Here is a 20,177-nt window from a genome sequence, read left to right as displayed (position 1 = left end):
GCCGCCCTCAGAAAAAGCGAGTTCATCCGCAGGTGACTCGGACGACCTCGGCCAACCGCTCAGCCATCTCCGTCGCCTGGTCGTGCGAAGCCGCCTCGACCATGACGCGGATCATCGGCTCGGTCCCGCTCGGCCGGATCAGGACCCGGCCCGTGTCGCCGAGCTCGTGTTCCGCCTGAGCCACCGCCGCCAGCAGAGCGGCGTCGCGGGCCCGGGACTTGTCGACGTTCCGCACGTTCACCAAGACCTGCGGCAGCTTGGTCATCACCGCTGCCAGCTCGGCCAGCGGCTTGCCCGAGCGGGCCATCGCCGCGAGCAGGTGAAGTGAGGTCAGCAGGCCGTCGCCGGTGGTCGCGTGGTCGAGCATGATCACGTGACCGGACTGCTCACCGCCGAAGGTGAAGCCGTCCTCCTGCATGCGCTCCAGCACGTAGCGGTCACCGACGGCCGTTTCCTTGACCGTGATGCCCGATTCGCGCATGGCCAGCTTGAAGCCCAGGTTCGACATGACCGTCGCGACGACCGTGTCCTTGGCCAGCCGGCCTTCGGCACGCATCGCCGTGGCCAGAACGGCCATGATCTGGTCGCCGTCGACCTCGGCGCCGTCGGCCGTCACCGCGAGGCAACGGTCGGCGTCGCCGTCGTAGGCGATGCCCACATCGGCGCCGCGCGACAGAACCGCTTCGCGCAACGGGCCGAGGTGGGTGGAGCCCACGCCGTCGTTGATGTTGAGGCCGTCAGGGGCCGTGCCGATCGTCTCGACCTCGGCTCCGGCACGCAGCAGCGCCTCGGGAGCCACCATGTGGGCGGCGCCGTGAGCGCAGTCGACGATGACCCGCAGGCCGTCAAGACGGTGCGGCAGGGAGCCCAGGACATGGGAGACATAGCGTTCGGTCTCGCCGTACGCCTCCCGGACCCGCCCGACGGCCGCGCCGACGGGACGTTCCCATTTCTCCCCGAGACGCCGTTCGATCTCGTGCTCCACCGCGTCGGGCAGCTTGAAGCCGCCCCGGGTGAGGAGCTTGATGCCGTTGTCGGGCGCCGGGTTGTGCGAGGCCGAGAGCATGACCCCGAGGTCGGCTCCCAGCGCAGGGGTCAGATAGGCCACCGCCGGGGTGGGCAGCACGCCGAGACGGAGCACGTCCATGCCGGACGACGCGAGGCCGGCGACCACAGCGGCTTCGAGGAATTCCCCCGAAGCGCGCGGGTCCCGGCCTACGACGGCGAGCGGGCGGCTCCTCCCGGCATCGCGCAGCACGTGCGCGGCGGCCACGGACAGGTCCATGGCCAGCTCGGCGGTGAGGTCGCGACCAGCGACCCCACGTACCCCGTCGGTGCCGAAGAGGCGGCCCAACTTAACGCTTGCTGTACTGCGGAGCCTTACGGGCCTTCTTGAGTCCGTACTTCTTCCGCTCCGTGGCGCGGGCGTCACGGGTGAGGAAGCCGGCCTTCTTGAGCGGCGCCCGGTTGGTCTCGACGTCGAGCGCCGTCAGCGCGCGGGACAGGCCCATGCGCAGGGCGCCGGCCTGACCGGTGACGCCGCCACCGTCGATGCGTGCGATGACGTCGAACTGCTCCTCGGCACCGAGCACCACGAAGGGCTCGTTGACGATCTGCTGGTGGACCTTGTTCGGGAAGTAGACGTCGATGCTACGACCGTTGATCGTCCACTTGCCGGTGCCCGGAACGATCCGGACACGGGCCACGGCCTCCTTGCGGCGGCCGGTGCCGTACGAGTTGCCCGTGGTGACGGGCTTGCGCACGGGGGCGTCGGCGGCGGGAGCCGACTCGGTGGTGTACTCGGACGGGAATTCCTCGCCCGTGAAGTCCTCGAGTTCGCCCTCGACGACCGTCTCGGTACCGGTGGTCTCAGCCACGGTTCTCCTCTTAACTTTCCTGGCTCGGCGTTACTGGGCGATCTGAGTGATCTCGAAGGGCACCGGGCCCTGAGCCTGGTGCGGGTGCGTCGAACCGGCGTAGACCTTGAGCTTCTTGGCCATCTTCCGGCCGAGGGCGTTCTTGGGCAGCATGCCCTTGACGGCCTTCTCGACGGCCCGGTCGGGACGCTTCTCCATCAGCTCGCCATAGGTGACCGAGCGCAGACCACCCGGGTAGCCGGAGTGGCGGTAGGCCTTCTTCTGCTCCAGCTTGTTGCCGGACAGGTGGATCTTCTCGGCATTGATGATGATCACGAAGTCGCCGGTGTCGACGTTGTTCGCGAAAATCGGCTTGTGCTTGCCACGGAGCAGGTTCGCGACGTGGCTGGCCAGCCGGCCGAGCACGACGTCGGTGGCGTCGATGACGTACCACTGACGCTCGATGTCGTTGGGCTTCGGGGTGAACGTGGGCACGGCAGGGCCTTCTGTCGAATGGTGAACAGTCGGATGGTCGCGCGAGCACACGGCAGACAACCATCCGTCTCCACACATACGGGAGGTGACGCCGGACGCGCCGTGTTCAGTCAACGAAGGACTGAAGCACACACAACAATCCCCCACCCTACCGGCAAGCTCCGACATGAGCAAAACGCAACGGTCCAAAACGGAGCGCTTGCTCCGGGGGTCTGATCTGCGGCTCCAGTACCCATCCGGTCTCTCCAATCTCATTTTCAACAGGCCGCTGTATCCCTATATTTGGCTTCGGTATGTGGCAGACCCCTCACAACCGGCATTCTCAGCCAAGCGCCCGCCGCGGGACGCTGCTGGGCGTTTTGGCATGCGTCCTCGCGGTTCTCGTCCTCGGCATCGTGATCGGCCGGATCACGGTGCTGGGCAACGGCGCGAGCGAGGTCTACCTGCGCGACAACCAGCCGATCGCCAAGGCGTCCCCGTCGCAGCCACCCCGCGTCCGGCCCGCGCTGGTGCCGGTCGCGCCCGTGGGCGGCGAAGAGGACGTGTCCTCCTCGCCCGGCGGCTACGTCAGCCCCCACGTGGCCGAACTGGAGGCGAACGTCGTCTTCTTCGTCAACGAGGCCCGCGCTAAGGCCGGCTGCCCCAAACTGCGGATCGACTCCCGGCTGGTGGCCTCGGCCCGCCGGCACTCGGCCGAGATGGCCGAGAGCGGCACGTTCGACCACGAGTCGCCCGACGGCGCCAGCCCCTGGGACCGGATGGCCCGCGCCGGATACCGGCTGGGCGGCGCCGAGAACATCGCCAAGGGCTACCAGAAGGCCGGCGACGCGGTGGAGAGCTGGCTGAACAGCCCCTCCCACCGACGCAACATCCTCAACTGCCAGCTGACCGTGACCGGGGTCGGCGTCAACCTCGATCCGGGAGGCCCGTGGTGGACGCAGGACTTCGGGTATTCCTGACCGACTCCGCACCAGCCGCGCCACATGGTTAATCTCAAGGTCATGGGTTCCCCCGCCAGGCGCCGGTCCGGACTGGTCGCCCCAGTGGTCAAAACAGTGGTCCACACGGTGGTCGTCACCACCCTCATCGGCCTGCTCGCGGGCTGCTCGGACGGTGCTCCACCACCCGCCGCGACGACGACGGCCGCGCCCAAGCCGAGCCTGCCGGTCGCCCCGGGAGGCGAGTTCGGGTACGCCTCCGCACGCGCCACCGACCCCGATCCGCTGACCCAGAACGAGATCTTCGGCCGCAGCCGCTTCACCAGCAACGGGCGCAAGTACAAGATGACCGTCCGCAAGATGGACAAGGTCTGCAAGGACGCGGTCACCGGCGACAAGCTCACCAAGGCCCTGAAGGCGGCCGGCTGCACCCAGCTCGCCCGCGCCAGCTTCCACGACGCCAAGGGCGAGGTGATCGGCACCGTCGGCGTCGCCAACCTCAAGACCTCCAAGGGCGCCAAGGGCGTCGCCGGGGCCGGGGCGGGCAAGGAGCGCAAGGACTATCTGAAGCCGCTCGCCGGCGACGACGCGCACACCAAGGAGCTGGGCGACGGCGAGGCCTATGCCGGCGGCTGGACCCACGGGCACTACGCGATTCTGCTCTGGTTCCAGTTCAAAGACGGCCACGAACCGAAGAAAGCCGAGCTCAAGCGCCTTTACCAGGCCGCCGTCGACATCACCGACGCCATCGTGTTCCCCCCGCTCGACAGCAGGTCGGTGCGGGGCAGCCGAAGCTAGCTCAATGCTGAAACGCCCATAGCGGCACGACGATCTCGTCTGCGCAGATACGCTTCCGGGTATGCGTGGCCAGGATTCCGGTTCCGAGCACGACCACGAGGGCAAGGTGCCCCCGCCCAGTTTCGGGCAGTCGTCTCGTGACGAGAACTATCCGCAGTCCGGCGAGGGCCAGGGCAGCGGCTGGTTCGCCGCCCCCACAGCCCGCCCGCCCCAGCCGGAGTGGCCGCCGGCGCCGACCTCACAGCCCCCCGCCGAGCCGCCGACGTGGCCCCCGGCGCCCGCTCGCGAGCCCGAGTCCTCCGGCAGCTGGTTCTCCCAGCCTCCGCCCGCCCCGGCGGCCGATACCGAGCGGCCCGAGGAACCCGCCACCACCTGGCAGGCCCCCCGCTCGTGGCAGCCGCCCGCGCCGGTCACCGAACACACCCCCGAGGCGCCCCAGGCCACCTGGCCGGAAAGCACCTCACCGGAGAACTCCGACACCCCCGCGACCGGGCATTTCGGCTTCCCCATTGCGGCCCAGGGCCCGAACGACCCAGACCAGCGATCCGCCTGGCCTCCTCCGGTCTACGACGACGCCGCCGCGGAGACCCGCGACACCCGGGCCGCGTGGCCGATCACCGGTGCATACGACCCCCTGACCGAGGAGACCCGCGATCCCCGGGCCGCCTGGCCCGTCCCGGCGCCGCAGCCCGAAGCGGAGATCGACACCCACGACACGAAGTCGGCGTGGCCCGCCCCCGTCTACGACCCCGAGACCGAGGACACGCGCGATCCCCGCGCGACCTGGCCCCCGCTCCAGCGCCCCGACGGGTCCGGCTGGGCGCCGCGGCCCGAGGCCGAGATCGACACCCAGGACACCCGGGCCGCCTACTCCCCTGACACCTACTCCCCTGACACCGAGGAGACCCGCGACCGCAACGCGGTCTGGCCGGTCCCCGTCTACGACCCCGAGACCGAAGAGACGCGCGACCACTCCAAGTCCGGTTCGTGGCCGCCCGCTCAGCAGTGGACCGGCTGGCCCGCCGCACCCGCCGCCGAGCCGCCGACGTCGGTCGAAGAGCCCATCGCTCCGGACGCCACCACCTCCGGCCTCCCCCCGCTCCCCGAGTGGCCCGGCGACAACGAGCGCCCCGGTGAGCCGGGTGACATCGCCGTCTGGCCGCCGCGCCTGCCGGGCGAGGAGTCCGCCACCACCGTCGAGATGATCGAGTCCGACGACGACCCGCCCGTCTACCCGCGCCACTGGCCCTCGGCCGCCCACCAGGCCGAACCGGCCGCCGAACCCGACACCCGGGCCGACACGGGGGTGGCCACCGTCCCGGGCGAACGCCCGGAGGTCACCCTGTGGCCGCCCGCGCAGAAGCCGGCGGAGAGGTGGGCCAGCGACACCGGCACCCCGTGGCCGTCGGCCGCGATCCCCGGCGAGGAGCCCGCGGAGACGACGATCACGCGCGAGGAGCAGCCCGCCTTCCAGGGGTTCGACCCCGTCATCCTGGAGACCCCGCAGCCGTTCGGCCTGGTCAACGGCACCGTGACCGACGTCCCCACCGATCCGGAGATGCCGGTGCAGAAAGTCGACCCCAAGCCGGAGCCCGAGCAGGACAGCCTGTTCACCCCTCCGGTGCCGGTTGTTCCGGTCTCGCCCGGACGGGGATTCGAGAGCCTGGGCGTGGCGCCGACGGTGGCCGAGGTAATCGTCCATCCGCCGCTGCCCAAGGGATACCGCCCGGCCGAGGCGGCCCCGATCACCGAGGTGCCCGCCAGGAAGAAGGGCGGCGGCGCCCGTAAGGTGCTGATGGCCGGCGGCTCCGTCGTCGCGATCGCGGCCATCGGGGCGGCGGCCTACATGGCGTACACAGGCAGTGAGGAGAGCGGCGAGGCCGCGACTCCCCCGGTGACGGCCCCTCCTGCGACGGCCGCGGGGCAGGCGCCCGCGCCCGCCCCGACGGTCGAGGCGGCGGTGCTCGACTCGGAGACGACCGACCCGCGCAAACTGACGCTGGCCGAGGCCTTCCCCGCCGCGAAGATCAACGTGAACGGGCGGACCTTCAAGCGCGTCAAGGTCAACATCACCGACAACTGCGCCGCGGCCGCCGCCGGCGCGTTCGCCCAGTCCCTGTCGGAGAACGACTGCCGCCGGGTGCTGCGGGCGACCTACGTCGACGGCAAGAAGCAATATGCCGTCACGACCGGCATAGCCGTGCTGCCCACCAAAGACGCCGCCCTGGCCGTCGACCAGACCAAGAACCTCGGCAGCAACCTGTGGTTCCGCGGCCTCAACGGCGACGCCGAATCGGGCGCCGACCGGGTGGCCATCAGCGGGGGCTACGCGGCGGGCATGGTCTGGGGCCGCTACATCGTCTTCAGCTACGCGACCTACGCCGACGGGCACACCCCGGCGGAGAAGGAGAAGGACCTCGGCCCGGTCAGCGGCGCCTTCCGCGACCAGACGGCGGAGATCATCGAAAAGCGCGTCACGAGCTCATGAGCTCATGAGCTCAGGGTGCGCACCCGGCGGGTCATCTCCGCCCGGCCGGCCAGTTCCGTGTCGGCCGGGTAGCGCACCTCTTCGAGGGTGAGCCCCACCGCGGGCGCGACATGGACCCCGGAGTCCCGGACGGCCCGCCGGAGGACCTCGCCCGGCCATTCGATCGGCTGGCGTCCGTCGCCGACCGCGAGCAGTGATCCCACCAGAGCACGGACCATCGAGTGGCAGAACGCGTCGGCGACCACCGTCGCGGTGAGGAAGGTCTCGCCCCGCTCCCAGGAGAGCCGCTGGAGCGCGCGGATCGTCGTCGCGCCCTCCCGCTTCTTGCAGAAGGCCGCGAAGTCGTGTTCGCCGAGCAGGGCGGCCGATCCGGCGTTCAGCAGCCCGACGTCGAGGGGCCGGTTGTACCAGAGGACGTCCTTGCGCCGCAGCGGGTCGACTCCCCCGGCGTTGTCGCTGACGCGGTAGCCGTACCGGCGGGAAAGGGCGGAGAACCGGGCGTCGAACCCGACGGGAGCGACGCTGACGCGGTTGACCCGCACATCGGGGGGGAGCACCCCCGCGAGCCGGCGCAGCAGCGCGGCGGGCTCCTCGATGTCGTCGGCCAGGTCGACGTGGGCGACCTGTCCCCGCGCGTGCACCCCGGCGTCGGTCCGGCCCGCCACCGTCAGGGACGGAGGTTCGGGGAGGCGCAGGATGCGGCCCAGCGCGGCTTCGAGCTCTCCCTGGACGGTACGCCGGGCGGGCTGCTTGGCCCATCCGGAGAAGTCGGTCCCGTCGTAGCCCAGATCGAGCCGCAGCCGCATCGAAAACCCCTTTGGTGAAAACGGAAACGGGTCCGGTGCCCCGTGGGGACACCGGACCCGTGAAAACCCGAGGATCAGGCCTCGTCGTCCTTCTTGGCCTCGGTCTCGGTGACCTCGGCCTCGTCGGCGGCAGCCTCCGCCTTGGTCTCCTCGACCTCGTCGGCCTTGGGCTCCGGCGCCGGGGCGGCGGCGGGCTCAGGGGCCTTGCGGGTCGTGGTGACGGCGTTCAGCGGCTCGGTGACGAGCTCGATGACGGCCATGGGAGCGGCGTCACCCTTACGCTGACCGATCTTGGTGATGCGGGTGTAGCCACCGGGACGCTCGGCGAAGGTCACGGCGATCTCGGTGAAGAGGTGGTGCACGACGCTCTTGTCGCGAACGACGGCCGCCACCTGGCGACGGTTGTGGATGTCGCCCTTCTTCGCCTTGGTGATCAGCCGCTCCGCCACCGGGCGCAGACGCTTGGCCTTGGACACGGTGGTCTTGATCTTGCCGTGCTGGAAGAGCTGCGTGGCCAGGTTGGCCAGGATCAGCTTCTCGTGCGCGGCGGATCCACCGAGACGTGCGCCTTTGGCGGGCTTGGGCATGAAATGCTCCTTTTAATAACCCGCCCCGGCCGTATCAGGTACCGGGGTCGGGCCGATCAGATGATCGTTCCTACTGAAGAATCAGTACTGCTCGGTCTCGATGAAACCGCCGTCTTCGTCGTCGTAACCGCCACCGGCGACAGCGGACGGGTCGAATCCGGGAGGGCTGTCCTTGAGCGCGAGACCCATCTCGTGCAGCTTCTGCTTGACCTCTTCGATCGACTTGGCGCCGAAGTTGCGGATGTCCAGCAGGTCCTGCTCACTGCGCGCCACGAGCTCACCCACGGTGTGGATGCCCTCGCGCTTGAGGCAGTTGTACGAGCGAACCGTCAGGTTCAGCTCCTCGATCGGCAGCGCCAGATCGGCCGCGAGGGCGGCGTCGGTCGGCGACGGGCCGATGTCGATGCCCTCGGCCTCGACGTTGAGCTCACGGGCCAGGCCGAAGAGCTCGACGAGGGTCTTGCCGGCCGAGGCCACCGCGTCGCGGGGCTTCATGCACGGCTTGGTCTCGACGTCGAGGATCAGCCGGTCGAAGTCGGTGCGCTGCTCGACACGCGTCGCCTCGACCTTGTAGGTGACCTTGAGCACCGGCGAGTAGATGGAGTCGATCGGAATGCGACCGATCTCCTGGCCGGGCTGCTTGTTCTGGGCGGCGGAGACGTAGCCGCGACCGCGCTCGACGGTCAGCTCCATCTCCAGCTTCGCCTTGCCGTTGAGCGTGGCGATGTGGAGCTCGGGGTTGTGCACCTCGACACCGGCCGGGGGCGCGATGTCGGCGGCGGTGACCTGGCCGGGGCCCTGCTTGCGCAGGTACATCACGACCGGCTCGTCGTGCTCGGAGGACACGACCAGGTTCTTGAGGTTCAGGATGATGTCGGTGACGTCTTCCTTGACCCCGGGAACCGTCGTGAACTCGTGGAGCACACCCTCGATGCGGATGGAGGTCACGGCCGCGCCCGGAATGGACGACAGCAGCGTGCGCCGCACGGAGTTACCGATGGTGTAGCCGAAACCCGGCTCCAGCGGCTCGATGACGAACTTGGACCGGTGCTCGTCGAGGGACTCCTCAACGAGACTGGGACGCTGTGCGATGAGCATGCGTGATTCCCTTCACAGGTGGCGCCCGCTATTTGACGCCACTCGACAACAACCATGATGCCGCACGATCCGGTCAAACCGGACCATGCGGCAGCAAGAGCACTACTTACTTGGAGTAGAGCTCGACGATGAGCTGCTCCTGGACCAGCGTGTCGATCTGCTGGCGGACCGGGAGCTGGTGCACGAGCGCCCGCATGGCCTCGGGGGCGACACCCAGCCACGCCGGGACGGTCTTGTCACCGGCGGTGGCGCGAGCCACCTCGTAGGGCATGAGGTTGCGCGACTTCTCGCGGACTTCCACGATGTCGTGCTCGCGGACGCGGTAGGACGGGATGTCCACCTTCTTGCCGTTCACGATCACGTGACCGTGACGGACCTGCTGGCGGGCGGCGTCACGCGACTCCGCGAAACCGGCGCGGTAGACCACGTTGTCGAGACGGCTCTCCAGGATCTGGAGGAGGTTCTCGCCGGTCTTGCCCGACTTGCGGTTGGCTTCCTCGTAGTAGTTCCTGAACTGCTTCTCGAGGATGCCGTAGATACGGCGGGTCTTCTGCTTCTCACGAAGCTGGAGCTGGTACTCAGACTCCTTGGGACGACCGCGACCGTGCTCACCCGGGGGGTAAGGACGGATTTCGATGGGGCACTTCGCGGACTCGCACTTCTTGCCCTTGAGGAAGAGCTTCGTCTTCTCTCGACGGCAAAGCTTGCAGTCCGCACCCGTGTAACGAGCCATTTTCTCTTATCTCCTGGACGTCAGACGCGGCGGCGCTTCGGCGGACGGCAACCGTTGTGCGGGACCGGCGTCACGTCCTGGATGGACCCGACCTCGAGCCCGGTCGCCTGAAGCGAACGGATCGCGGTCTCCCGGCCGGAACCGGGGCCCTTGACGAAGACGTCGACCTTACGCATGCCGTGCTCCATGGCGCGGCGAGCGGCGTTCTCGGCGGCCATCTGAGCGGCGAACGGGGTGGACTTACGAGAGCCCTTGAACCCGACGTGGCCGGCGCTGGCCCAGGCGATCACATTGCCGTTGGGGTCAGTGATCGAGACGATCGTGTTGTTGAACGTGCTCTTGATATGGGCGTGCCCATGAGCAATGTTCTTCTTTTCCTTGCGGCGCACCTTCTTGGGTGCGCCCTGGCGGCTCTTCGGCGGCATTTAAGCGCTATCTCCTGAAATGGGCTGCAGCTAAGGACTACTTCTTGCCCGGCTTCTTCTTGCCGGCCACGGTCTTCTTCTTGCCCTTGCGGGTACGCGCGTTCGTCTGCGTCCGCTGACCGTGGACGGGCAGGCCCTTGCGGTGCCGGATTCCCTGGTAGCAGCCGATTTCGATCTTGCGACGAATGTCGGCCTGAACTTCGCGACGGAGGTCACCCTCGATCTTGTAGTTCGACTCGATGTAGTCACGCATGGGCACGAGCTCGACGTCAGAGAGCTGGTGCACGCGCAAGTCGCCGGAGACGCCGGTGGCGTCCAGGATTTCGAGCGCGCGGGTACGGCCGATGCCGTAAATGTAGGTGAGAGCGATCTCCAGCCGCTTGTCGCGGGGGAGGTCGACGCCAACCAGGCGAGCCATGGTCGGGCATTCTCCTTCGTGTCACGGAGGTCCTGCGCCCCACGCCCCTCCCCAATGCCCGGGGTGAGGGCCCCGGCCTCCGACCGGGGGTCTCCCGCGTGGTTCACCCTCCCGAGGGAGGGCGCCTTCGCAAGTGTGGCGCGCGATTACAGATACCGGCCCCGCATACGCGACGAGTCCGCCACCTCGGGCGGACTCAGCAGGGGCCGGTGGCGACTAGCCCTGGCGCTGCTTGTGGCGCAGGTTGTCGCAGATCACCATGACTCGACCGTGCCGGCGGATCACCTTGCACTTGTCACAGATCTTCTTGACGCTCGGCTTGACCTTCATAGTCCTTATCGTTCCTACTTGTACCGGTAGACGATCCGGCCGCGAGTGAGGTCGTAGGGGCTCAGCTCCACGACGACCCGGTCGTCCGGGAGGATGCGGATGTAGTGCATACGCATCCTGCCGCTGATGTGGGCCAGGACCTTATGGCCGTTGTCGAGCTGCACCCGGAACATGGCGTTCGGGAGCGACTCGACCACAGTGCCCTCGATCTCGATGGCGCCGTCTTTCTTGGCCAAAAGTTCCTCACGTTTCACTGATGCTCGGTCGTCGGAGGCTTCGGAACACTAATCAGCCGCGACCTTCAGGCGTTTCAGAGAGCGGCGGCAGCTAGGGCCGCCCACGCAAAAGGTCATAGTGAACCGACAAGGGAGTGTACGGCAACCCAGCGCGGAACGCGAAACGATCTCACAGATCGGGCCCTCGTACACAACCGCTTTCCAGGATACCGCAAAACCGGGCCCACCCGTCCGGCACCGCCGACATGCCGGATCGGGTGGGCCCGGTGGCTTCGCGCCCGGGCGGTCCGCTCAGCCGGAGCGCCCGGCGGCCGAGGGACTCCCACCCGGCCGACAAAGATCACCTACCCGGGGACAACCCCGCCAACAGGCCCGTAGGGCAAAGAGTCGGCATGAACCCTCACGCGGTGAACCCGCCCAGAAGAAACGGGGCCCGTCCTGGTCAGGACGGGCCCCGGAATCCTGGGGTGCGGCACGGCTCAGAAGGCGTCGCCCCAGCCACCGCAGTCGTCGAACTTGTTGACGCCTTCGCAGACCCGGAAGTCGACGTCCTTCACGAAGCCCTTCTTGAAGCCGAAGAACTTGTTGAACCGGTTGCCGTGGCTGAAGGAGTTGTTCTTGAAGAACTTCTCGTGGCTGCGGCCGAACTTGTCGGTGTAGCGGTACCAGACGTAGGTCCACTGGCGGTCACGGTCGCGGTCGAAGACGTCGCCGTAGAACCAGTACTGGCCGCCGCTGTTGGTCCAGTAGCCCTTGAAGTAGGACTTGTGGCTCTTCTCGAAGCCGTTGCTCCAGTGGGAGTAGTACGCACCGAAGAAGTGCTTGGACGGCGCCGCCGAGACCGTGGCGGCCGAGGTGGTCGCGGCGGCGGTGGCCGGGGCGGCCATGGCGCCGGCCATCAGACCGGCGGCGAGGGCGGTGCCGGCGAGAGCGCGGGAGAGCTTGCGCATTCTTCTGTCCTCCAGTGAGACCTTCCGGGATGCTGCTCATCTCCGGACACCGCTCACATTAGGAAGACCGAACCGCCCTATCTGTGGACGAATACGCACTCAACGCCGAGCGTGCACAACGGCACATTCAGGAGCCCAATTCACGCTTTTTCTCGCCATTCTGGCTTTGGGCCAGGGTCGCGATCAGCAGCCCGATCCCCCACGGCCCCATCACCCACAGCGGCCACGCATAGGGGGCGTCGCCACTCGTCACAGTGATCATCAGCCAGATGAACCAGTTGATCCCGGCGACCGTGGCCCACACCGACCAGGCCTCCCGCATCTTCTTGGAATCCTTCTTGGCCTGCGGTTTCATCGGCTCGGGACGGGCCGGGAGGTTCTTGAGGTCGGTGTCGGGCAGGTCCCGCGTGAGCACCTGGAGCTCGCCGAAGGTCCGGGCGGCGTAGGCGGCCTCCAGTCGCTCGCCGAACTCCTCGGTGTTCAGACGCCCTTCGACCATGTGCTCCCGAAGGGCGGCCGCGACCTTCTCCCGGTCGGCGTCAGAGGCGCGCATCTCCGGACTGAATGCCATGACCGAACCTCCAAATGCGTCTTTTTACCAATTATGTAGTGGCAAGCCGTTCTTTGCCGCCATCGAGCGCGGTGAGAACGAGCGGGCCTTCGGCGGTGACCGCCACGCTGTGCTCGAAATGCGCCGACGCCTTGCCGTCCTGGGTGACGACCGTCCAGTCGTCGGACAGCACGCGGGTCTGGTCGGTGCCCAGGTTGACCATCGGCTCGATCGCCAGGCACATGCCGGCCTCCAGCTTCGGCCCCCGGCCGGGCTTGCCGTGGTTGGCCACCCACGGGTCCATGTGCATCTCGGTGCCGATGCCGTGGCCGCCGTACTCCTGGGGGATGCCGTAGCGGCCCTGGGAGCGCACGTACTTCTCGATGCGGTGACCGATGTCCGACAGGTGGACGCCGACCTTCAGAGCCCGGATACCGGCCCACATGGCCTCTTCGGTCACGCGGATCAGATCGAGCAACTTGGGGTCGACCTCCCCCACCGGGACGGTGATGGCCGAGTCGCCGTGCCAGCCGTCGAGGATCGCGCCGCAGTCGATCGAGATGATGTCGCCCTCACGCAGCTTGTGCGCATCGGCCGGGATGCCGTGGACGACCTCCTGGTTGACCGACGCGCAGATCGTCGCCGGGAAACCCTGGTAGCCCTTGAACGACGGGATCGCGCCCTCGTCCCTGATCGCCTTCTCGGCGATCGCGTCGAGGTCGAGCGGCGTGATGCCCGGCTCGACCGACCGCCTCAGCAGGTCGAGCGTGCGCCCGACCACCAGGCCGGCCGCGCGCATCTTGACGACCTGCTCGGGCGTCTTGATCTGGATCCCGTGCTTGTTCTTCCGAAACATCCCGTAGGCACCCCTTGGGTGGATCATCTTTCAGGGGCATTTGCCCGATTCAATACATTGTCCCCCAACAGGAACGCCACCCCACGCAATCCATGGGGTGGCGTTTCCGAGCGGGTCTGACGCTTAGCTCTCGTCGCTGTCCTGTTCCTGGGCAGGGCCGCGGTTGAAGCCGCGCAACTCGCCCATCGCGCGGCCGGTGACCTCTTCGACCGGACCGGTCGCGTCGACGCCGCGCAGGATGCCCTCGTCGGCGTAGAAGTTGACCAGTGGCGACGTCTGCTCCTGGTAGACCTCCAGGCGGTGCCTGATGGTCTCCTCACGGTCGTCGTCACGCTGGAACAGCTGACCACCGCAGGCGTCGCAGACACCTTCCTTCTTGGGCGGGTCGAAGTCGACGTGCCAGACCTTGCCACACGAGCGGCAGGTGCGCCGCCCGGCCAGGCGCCGGACCACCTCGTCGTCGTCGACGACGAGCTCCAGCACCAGGTCGAGCCCGGAACCCAAGTCGGCCAGCATCTTCTTGAGCACCTCGGCCTGCGCCACGTTCCGCGGGAAGCCGTCGAGCAGGAAACCGTCCTGCGCGTCGTCTTCGGCGAGGCGGTCGCGCACCATCGCGATCGTCACCTCGTCGGGGACCAGGTCCCCGCGGTCCATGAAGGTCTTGGCCAGCTTTCCGAGTTCCGTGCCACCCGACACGTTGGCGCGGAAAATGTCACCTGTCGAGATTTTCGGGATCGACAGGTGCGATGCGATGAACTGGGCCTGCGTCCCCTTGCCCGCTCCGGGGGGCCCGACCAGGACGACGCGCACTATCTCAGGAAGCCCTCGTAGTTGCGCTGCTGCAGTTGGCTCTCAATCTGCTTCACCGTGTCGAGCCCGACACCCACCATGATCAGAATGCTCGTTCCTCCGAACGGGAAGTTCTGGGAAGCTCCGGCCAGCGTGAGGGCGAAGATCGGGACCATGGAGATCAGGCCCAGATACAGCGACCCCGGTGCGGTCAACCGGGTGAGCACGTAGTTCAGGTACTCGGCGGTCGGCCGGCCCGGACGAATGCCCGGAATGAACCCACCGTACTTCTTCATGTTGTCGGCGACTTCAACAGGGTTGAAGGTGATGGACACGTAGAAGTACGTGAAGAACACGATCAGGAGGAAGAAGGTCGCCATGTAGATCGGGGTGTCGCCGGAACCGAAGTTCTGCGCGATCCACTCGACCACCGGGTTGCTCTCTTGGCTGTTGGCGAACAACGTGACCAGCAGCTGCGGCAGGTAGAGCAGCGAGGAGGCGAAGATGACCGGGATGATGCCGGCCTGGTTGACCTTCAACGGGATGTAGGTCGAGGTGCCGCCGTACATACGGCGACCGACCATGCGCTTGGCGTACTGCACCGGAATGCGACGCTGGGCCTGCTCGACGAACACGACCGCGGCGATCATGAAGATGCCGACGATCAGGACGATGACGAAGGTGAAAGCGCCCTTCTGCCGGAAGATGTTCATCAGTTCCGACGGGAAGACCGCGATGATCTGGGTGAAGATCAGGATCGACATGCCGTTGCCGACGCCGCGGTCGGTGATGAGCTCACCGAGCCACATGATGACGGCCGTACCCGCGGTCATCGTGATGACCATGACGACGACGGTGAAGATGTCGTCGTTCAGCAGGATCGGGAGATCGTTGGCGGAGGTGCCGAACAGCTGTCCGGACCGGGCCAGCGCGACGAACGCCGTCGACTGGAGAATCGCCAGGCCGATGGTGAGATAACGGGTATACTGTGTGATCTTGGCAGTGCCTGCCTGACCCTCTTTTTTGAGGGCTTCGAGGCGAGGGATCACGACAGTCAGCAGCTGCAGGATGATGCTGGCCGTGATGTAGGGCATGATGCCCAGCGCGAACACTGAAAGCTTCAGCAACGCGCCGCCACTGAAGAGCTGGACCATCCCGTAAATACTGCTGAGCTCGCTAGATTGAACCGCTTCCAGAGCCTTACGGGCATTCTCGGTATTCACACCAGGGGTCGGCAGAACCGAGCCCAGGCGGAAAATCGCAATGATACCCAGGGTGAAAAGCAGCTTCTTGCGCAGGTCCGGCGTCCGGAATGCCCGGGTAAGAGCGGTTAGCACGGTCCCTCCTGCGCGCCAGAGACGCGGTAACGGTGAGCGATGGTGCGGGGGTCGTCCATCGGCATGTCTTCTTGCGGGTCTTACCAAATCAAACGAGCAGTTTGACAGCGAAGCTGGGCTCACTGTCCAGCGAACTCTAACGCACTACGGGCGCGGAGGCTCATAACGAGCCTCCGCGCCTCGTGATGCGTGAGGCCTACAGCTCCGTGGCGGAGCCGCCGGCCGCGACGATCTTCTCCTTGGCGCTGGCGGAGAAGGCGTGCGCCTTCACGTTCAACGCGACGGAGATGTCGCCGGTTCCGAGAACCTTGACCAATTCGTTCTTCCGAACGAGGCCGTTCGACACCAGGTCGGCGACGGTCACGTCGCCGGCCGAGGTGAAGACCTCGCTCAGCTTGTCAAGGTTGACGACCTGGTAGGTCGTCTTGAACAGGGCGTTGGAGAAGCCCTTCAGCTTCGGCAGGCGGCGCTGGAGCGGAACCTGGCCACCTTCGAAGCCGAGGGGCACCTTGTTACGCGCCCGGGTGCCCTTGGTACCGCGACCGGACGTCTTGCCCTTGGAGCCCTCGCCACGGCCCTTGCGGACCTTGGACTTGTTGGCACCCGGGGCGGGACGCAGGTCGTGAATCTTCAGCGGTGCGTTCTCAGTCATGACTAGTCGACCTCTTCAACCTCGACGAGGTGCGTCACGACGGCGACCATCCCGCGGATCTCGGGACGGTCCTCCTTCACGACGACGTCGCCGATTCGCTTCAGGCCAAGCGAACGCAGCGAGTCACGCTGGTTCTGCTTGCCACCGATCTTGGACCGGGTCTGCGTGATCTTCAGGCGGGCCATGGCTAGCTCCCCGCCTTCGCGGCGGCCGCGGCCTCGGCGAGACCCTCGGCGCGCGCCCTCAGCATCCGCTTGGGAGCGACGTCCTCGATCGGCAGGCCACGGCGGGCGGCGATCTCCTCGGGGCGCGAGAGGCCCTTCAGAGCCGCCACGGTGGCGTGCACGATGTTGATCGGGTTGTCCGAGCCGAGCGACTTGGACAGCACGTCGTGGATCCCGGCGCACTCCAGGACCGCGCGCACCGGACCACCCGCGATGACACCGGTACCGGGCGAGGCCGGACGCAGCAGAACGACGCCGGCGGCGTCCTCCCCCTGGACGGTGTGCGGGATGGTGCCCTGGATGCGCGGCACCTTGAAGAAGTGCTTCTTGGCCTCTTCGACACCCTTGGCGATCGCCGCGGGCACTTCCTTGGCCTTGCCGTAGCCGACCCCGACGAGGCCGTTGCCGTCGCCGACGATGACCAGCGCGGTGAAGCTGAACCGGCGACCACCCTTGACGACCTTGGCCACGCGGTTGATCTTCACGACGCGCTCGATGTACGAGACGCCCTTCTCCTGGGCGCCACCGCGGCGATCGTCACGACGTTCCCGCCGCTCGCCACCGCCGCCGGTACCGCCGCGACGCGGAGCTCCAGCCATCAGTGGTTCCTCTTCTCATTGCTCATAGGACGGGTCATCAGAAGCTCAACCCGCCTTCACGGGCGCTGTCCGCCAGCGCCGCGATACGGCCCGCGTAGCGGTTGCCACCCCGGTCGAAAACGACCGCGGTGATCCCGGCGTCCTTGGCCCGCTGAGCGAGAAGCTCGCCGACCTTCTTCGCCTTCTCGGTCTTGTCGGCCTCCAGGGAACGCAGCTGGGCGTCCATGGTGGAGGCGCTCACGATCGTGTGGCCCTTGCCGTCGTCGACGATCTGCACGAACAGGTGCCGCGCGGATCGGTTCACGACCAGGCGCGGACGCTCGAGCGTGCCGACGACGTTCTTGCGCACACGACGGTGGCGGCGGGCTCGCGAAATGGCGCGAGCGGCGCTGTGCTTGCCGTACTTCGCAGCCATGACTACTTACCAGCCTTTCCGACCTTCTTGCGGACGACTTCGCCCTGGTAGCGCACGCCCTTACCCTTGTACGGGTCGGGCTTGCGCAACTTGCGGATGTTGGCCGAGACCTCGCCAACCTTCTGCTTGTCGATCCCGTCCACGTGGAACAGGGTCGGACGCTCGACGCGGAAGGTGACACCCTCCGGCGCGTCGACGATCACCGGGTGGCTGAAGCCGAGCGAGAACTCGAGCTGCGTCGGGCCCTTGGCCTGAACGCGGTAGCCGACGCCGACGATCTCCAACGTCTTCGAGTAACCCGAAGTCACACCGGTCACCATGTTGGCGATCAGCGTGCGGGACAGGCCGTGCAGCGCACGGACCTTGTTCTCGTCGTTGGGACGGGTGACGGCGATGTTGCCGTCGTCACCACGCTGAACCTCGATGGGCTCGGCGATGGTGTGAGAAAGCGTGCCTTTCGGGCCCTTGACCTGGACAGCCCGGCCGTCGATCGTGATGTCGACACCGCTCGGTACAGGGATGGGCAGCCGTCCGATTCGCGACATGCTGTGGTTCCTCCCCTCTTACCAGACGTAGGCGAGGACTTCCCCGCCTACTCCGCGCTTGCCGGCCTGCTTGTCGGTCATCAGGCCGCCGGACGTCGAGATGATCGCGACGCCCAGCCCGCCCAGGACTCGGGGCAGGTTGTCCTTCTTGGCGTACACCCGGAGACCGGGCTTGGAGACGCGGCGGATGCCGGCCAGCGAACGCTCACGGGTCGGGCCGAACTTCAGCTCGACCACGAGGTTCTTGCCGACCTTGGCGTCTTCGACGCTCCAGGACTGGATGTAACCCTCCTGCTGGAGGATCTCCGAGATGTGCGCCTTGATCTTCGAGTACGGCATGGTCACGGAGTCGTGATAAGCCGAGTTCGCATTACGCAGACGCGTCAGCATGTCTGCGATCGGGTCGGTCATCGTCATGATCGATGGCCCTCCTCGCCGCGGTTTCCCAGACTCGGGGACCTACGGCGTAGTGAATATTTACCAGCTGGACTTGGTGATGCCGGGCAGCTCGCCCCGGTGCGCCATCTCGCGGAAGCACACACGGCAGAGGCCGAACTTGCGGTAGACGGCGCGAGGCCGGCCGCAGCGCGAACAACGAGTGTACGCGCGGACGTCGAACTTCTGCTTGCGGGCCGCCTTGACCTTGAGCGACGTCTTCGCCATGGGATCAGGCCTCCTTGAACGGGAAACCGAGCAGCTTCAGCAGCGCGCGGCCCTCGTCATCAGTGCGGGCGGTCGTGACGACCGTGATGTCCATACCACGCTGCCTGTCGACCTTGTCCTGGTCGATCTCGTGGAACATGACCTGCTCGGTGAGACCGAAGGTGTAGTTCCCGTGACCGTCGAACTGCTTGGGCGACAGACCGCGGAAGTCGCGGATACGCGGCAGGGCCAGCGACAGCAGGCGGTCGAGGAACTCCCACATGCGGTCGCCACGCAGCGTGACGTGCGCGCCGATCGGCATGCCCTCGCGCAGCTTGAACTGCGCGATCGACTTACGGGCCCGAACGACGGCCGGCTTCTGGCCGGTGATGGCGGTGAGGTCGCGAACCGCGCCCTCGATCAGCTTGGAGTCGCGAGCGGCCTCGCCGACACCCATGTTCACCTTGATCTTGGTGAGACCCGGGGTCAGCATGACGTTCTCGATGCCGAACTGCTCGCGCAGCTGGGCCGCGATCTCCTCGCGGTACTTCTGCTTGAGTCGGGGGGAAACCCGCTCAGCGGTCTGGGCAGTCATCAGGCGTCCTCGTCCTTCGGCTTCTCGTCATCCTTGAGCTTCTTGACGTTGCTCACGTGGATAGAGGCCTCCAGGGTGGTGACGCCGCCTTCTTTGGCGCCGCGCGGACCCTGGTTGGTCTCCTTCGAGTGCTTCTTGATCATGTTCACGCCGGCGACGATCACACGATCCTGGGACGGCAGCGCGGCGATAACGCGGCCCTTGGCGCCCTTGTCCTTACCCGCGATGACCAGAACCAGGTCACCCTTCTTCACATGCAGCTTGCCCATTTAGAGCACCTCCGGCGCCAGCGAGATGATGCGCATGAACTTCTTGTCACGCAGCTCGCGGCCGACCGGCCCGAAAATACGCGTGCCCCGAGGGTCACCGCTGTCCTTGATGATGACCGCGGCGTTCTCGTCGAACTTGATGTACGAACCGTCCTGACGGCGGCGCTCCTTGACGGTGCGCACGATGACCGCCTTGACGACGTCACCCTTCTTGACACCGCCACCGGGAATGGCGTCCTTGACGGTGGCGACGATGATGTCGCCGATCCCGGCGTAGCGCCTCCCCGAGCCACCGAGAACGCGGATGCAGAGAATCTCCTTGGCACCCGTGTTGTCGGCGACTTTGAGTCGCGACTCCTGCTGAATCACAGCTGAACTCCTGGTGTGTCGAGCCGGTTCTCGGGGTGGACCCCGAGCCTGGCCGAACCTACATGTCTTGTCCCTCGGCGCCAGCTCATTACCGCCGCCGCGGGCGAACCCCTCTTTCGAGAGGCTCCTTGGACACCGTCATGGGGGGTGTGCCGGAGCTCACCCCCCACGAGGCGC

29 protein-coding genes are annotated in these 20,177 nt (G+C 67.0%); 3 read left to right on the top strand and 26 right to left on the bottom strand.

Going from position 1 to position 20,177, the window contains the following annotated elements; all coding sequences use genetic code 11:
- Positions 1-22: 22 nt before the first annotated feature.
- The 3 genes from glmM to rplM are packed head-to-tail and all read right to left on the bottom strand — an operon-like array spanning position 23 to position 2,351.
- Positions 23-1,354 (bottom strand): phosphoglucosamine mutase, encoded by a 1,332-nt coding sequence (glmM, locus tag AW272_RS23550; RefSeq protein ID WP_066369041.1) that lies wholly within the window; start codon positions 1,352-1,354, stop codon positions 23-25.
- A gap of 1 nt (position 1,355) precedes the next feature.
- A complete protein-coding gene (gene rpsI, locus AW272_RS23545) occupies positions 1,356-1,877 on the bottom strand; it encodes a 30S ribosomal protein S9 (RefSeq protein WP_066369039.1) in 522 nt (173 codons plus the stop codon).
- 30 nt (positions 1,878-1,907) lie between these two features.
- On the bottom strand, positions 1,908-2,351 hold the full coding sequence (gene rplM / locus AW272_RS23540) for a 50S ribosomal protein L13 (protein ID WP_066369036.1): 444 nt from the start codon (positions 2,349-2,351) through the stop codon (positions 1,908-1,910).
- Between the two features lie 359 nt (positions 2,352-2,710).
- On the opposite strand from rplM, the gene AW272_RS23535 reads away from it, so the two are divergent.
- From AW272_RS23535 to AW272_RS23525, 3 genes are all read left to right on the top strand, one after another.
- Positions 2,711-3,310, top strand: a complete 600-nt coding sequence (locus AW272_RS23535) for a CAP domain-containing protein (RefSeq protein WP_066369034.1) — start codon at positions 2,711-2,713, stop codon at positions 3,308-3,310.
- A gap of 42 nt (positions 3,311-3,352) precedes the next feature.
- Positions 3,353-4,087: a hypothetical protein gene (locus AW272_RS23530; protein ID WP_157518723.1), complete on the top strand. Its 735-nt coding sequence runs from the start codon at positions 3,353-3,355 to the stop codon at positions 4,085-4,087.
- 61 nt (positions 4,088-4,148) lie between these two features.
- Entirely contained in the window at positions 4,149-6,575 is a 2,427-nt protein-coding gene (locus tag AW272_RS23525) for a hypothetical protein (protein WP_066369029.1), read from the top strand.
- 2 nt (positions 6,576-6,577) lie between these two features.
- Here AW272_RS23525 and truA read toward each other — a convergent pair whose 3' ends face one another.
- From truA to rplN, 23 genes are all read right to left on the bottom strand, one after another.
- Positions 6,578-7,381, bottom strand: a complete 804-nt coding sequence (gene truA / locus AW272_RS23520; protein ID WP_066369025.1) for a tRNA pseudouridine(38-40) synthase TruA — start codon at positions 7,379-7,381, stop codon at positions 6,578-6,580.
- Positions 7,382-7,455: 74 nt separating this feature from the next.
- Entirely contained in the window at positions 7,456-7,968 is a 513-nt protein-coding gene (gene rplQ, locus AW272_RS23515) for a 50S ribosomal protein L17 (protein WP_066369022.1), read from the bottom strand.
- A gap of 81 nt (positions 7,969-8,049) precedes the next feature.
- Complete coding sequence (locus tag AW272_RS23510) at positions 8,050-9,066, bottom strand: DNA-directed RNA polymerase subunit alpha (protein ID WP_066369016.1); 1,017 nt, start codon at positions 9,064-9,066, stop codon at positions 8,050-8,052.
- A 106-nt stretch (positions 9,067-9,172) separates the two neighbouring features.
- Positions 9,173-9,799 (bottom strand): 30S ribosomal protein S4, encoded by a 627-nt coding sequence (gene rpsD, locus AW272_RS23505; protein ID WP_066369013.1) that lies wholly within the window; start codon positions 9,797-9,799, stop codon positions 9,173-9,175.
- Positions 9,800-9,819: 20 nt separating this feature from the next.
- Positions 9,820-10,224: a 30S ribosomal protein S11 gene (gene rpsK / locus AW272_RS23500; RefSeq protein WP_066369011.1), complete on the bottom strand. Its 405-nt coding sequence runs from the start codon at positions 10,222-10,224 to the stop codon at positions 9,820-9,822.
- Positions 10,225-10,261: 37 nt separating this feature from the next.
- Entirely contained in the window at positions 10,262-10,642 is a 381-nt protein-coding gene (gene rpsM / locus AW272_RS23495; RefSeq protein ID WP_066369003.1) for a 30S ribosomal protein S13, read from the bottom strand.
- 216 nt (positions 10,643-10,858) lie between these two features.
- A complete protein-coding gene (gene rpmJ / locus AW272_RS23490; protein WP_003956441.1) occupies positions 10,859-10,972 on the bottom strand; it encodes a 50S ribosomal protein L36 in 114 nt (37 codons plus the stop codon).
- A 14-nt stretch (positions 10,973-10,986) separates the two neighbouring features.
- Complete coding sequence (gene infA, locus AW272_RS23485; RefSeq protein WP_030451477.1) at positions 10,987-11,208, bottom strand: translation initiation factor IF-1; 222 nt, start codon at positions 11,206-11,208, stop codon at positions 10,987-10,989.
- 479 nt (positions 11,209-11,687) lie between these two features.
- The gene (locus AW272_RS23480) at positions 11,688-12,158 is read right to left on the bottom strand and encodes a hypothetical protein (RefSeq protein ID WP_066368996.1); all 471 of its coding nucleotides are present in this window, start codon (positions 12,156-12,158) and stop codon (positions 11,688-11,690) included.
- Between the two features lie 127 nt (positions 12,159-12,285).
- Positions 12,286-12,729, bottom strand: a complete 444-nt coding sequence (locus tag AW272_RS23475) for a DUF1707 SHOCT-like domain-containing protein (RefSeq protein ID WP_066368994.1) — start codon at positions 12,727-12,729, stop codon at positions 12,286-12,288.
- Between the two features lie 31 nt (positions 12,730-12,760).
- On the bottom strand, positions 12,761-13,564 hold the full coding sequence (map, locus tag AW272_RS23470) for a type I methionyl aminopeptidase (RefSeq protein ID WP_066368991.1): 804 nt from the start codon (positions 13,562-13,564) through the stop codon (positions 12,761-12,763).
- A gap of 123 nt (positions 13,565-13,687) precedes the next feature.
- Positions 13,688-14,374, bottom strand: coding sequence for an adenylate kinase (locus AW272_RS23465; protein WP_066368989.1), 687 nt, complete (start codon positions 14,372-14,374; stop codon positions 13,688-13,690).
- Entirely contained in the window at positions 14,374-15,690 is a 1,317-nt protein-coding gene (gene secY / locus AW272_RS23460) for a preprotein translocase subunit SecY (RefSeq protein WP_066368987.1), read from the bottom strand. The genes AW272_RS23465 and secY overlap by 1 nt, the downstream gene beginning before the upstream one ends.
- Before the next feature lie 196 nt (positions 15,691-15,886).
- A complete protein-coding gene (rplO, locus tag AW272_RS23455; RefSeq protein WP_066368985.1) occupies positions 15,887-16,342 on the bottom strand; it encodes a 50S ribosomal protein L15 in 456 nt (151 codons plus the stop codon).
- A 2-nt stretch (positions 16,343-16,344) separates the two neighbouring features.
- Positions 16,345-16,527 (bottom strand): 50S ribosomal protein L30, encoded by a 183-nt coding sequence (gene rpmD, locus AW272_RS23450; RefSeq protein ID WP_030451484.1) that lies wholly within the window; start codon positions 16,525-16,527, stop codon positions 16,345-16,347.
- Positions 16,528-16,529: 2 nt separating this feature from the next.
- A complete protein-coding gene (gene rpsE, locus AW272_RS23445) occupies positions 16,530-17,165 on the bottom strand; it encodes a 30S ribosomal protein S5 (RefSeq protein WP_066368983.1) in 636 nt (211 codons plus the stop codon).
- Between the two features lie 37 nt (positions 17,166-17,202).
- Positions 17,203-17,580: a 50S ribosomal protein L18 gene (rplR, locus tag AW272_RS23440; RefSeq protein ID WP_061295245.1), complete on the bottom strand. Its 378-nt coding sequence runs from the start codon at positions 17,578-17,580 to the stop codon at positions 17,203-17,205.
- Between the two features lie 2 nt (positions 17,581-17,582).
- Entirely contained in the window at positions 17,583-18,125 is a 543-nt protein-coding gene (gene rplF, locus AW272_RS23435) for a 50S ribosomal protein L6 (RefSeq protein ID WP_066368982.1), read from the bottom strand.
- Between the two features lie 18 nt (positions 18,126-18,143).
- Entirely contained in the window at positions 18,144-18,542 is a 399-nt protein-coding gene (gene rpsH, locus AW272_RS23430; RefSeq protein ID WP_066368979.1) for a 30S ribosomal protein S8, read from the bottom strand.
- Between the two features lie 60 nt (positions 18,543-18,602).
- Entirely contained in the window at positions 18,603-18,788 is a 186-nt protein-coding gene (locus AW272_RS23425; protein ID WP_066368977.1) for a type Z 30S ribosomal protein S14, read from the bottom strand.
- A gap of 4 nt (positions 18,789-18,792) precedes the next feature.
- The gene (rplE, locus tag AW272_RS23420; RefSeq protein WP_066368975.1) at positions 18,793-19,362 is read right to left on the bottom strand and encodes a 50S ribosomal protein L5; all 570 of its coding nucleotides are present in this window, start codon (positions 19,360-19,362) and stop codon (positions 18,793-18,795) included.
- Positions 19,362-19,622, bottom strand: coding sequence for a 50S ribosomal protein L24 (rplX, locus tag AW272_RS23415; RefSeq protein WP_218011040.1), 261 nt, complete (start codon positions 19,620-19,622; stop codon positions 19,362-19,364). Before rplX ends, rplE begins: the two co-directional genes overlap by 1 nt.
- A 9-nt stretch (positions 19,623-19,631) precedes the next feature.
- The gene (gene rplN, locus AW272_RS23410; RefSeq protein WP_030451492.1) at positions 19,632-20,000 is read right to left on the bottom strand and encodes a 50S ribosomal protein L14; all 369 of its coding nucleotides are present in this window, start codon (positions 19,998-20,000) and stop codon (positions 19,632-19,634) included.
- Between the last annotated feature and the right edge of the window lie 177 nt (positions 20,001-20,177).

Origin of the sequence: Herbidospora mongoliensis, assembly GCF_001570545.1 — a bacterium.
Taxonomy (GTDB): domain Bacteria; phylum Actinomycetota; class Actinomycetes; order Streptosporangiales; family Streptosporangiaceae; genus Herbidospora; species Herbidospora mongoliensis.
This window is presented reverse-complemented; position numbering and strand designations above follow the sequence as displayed.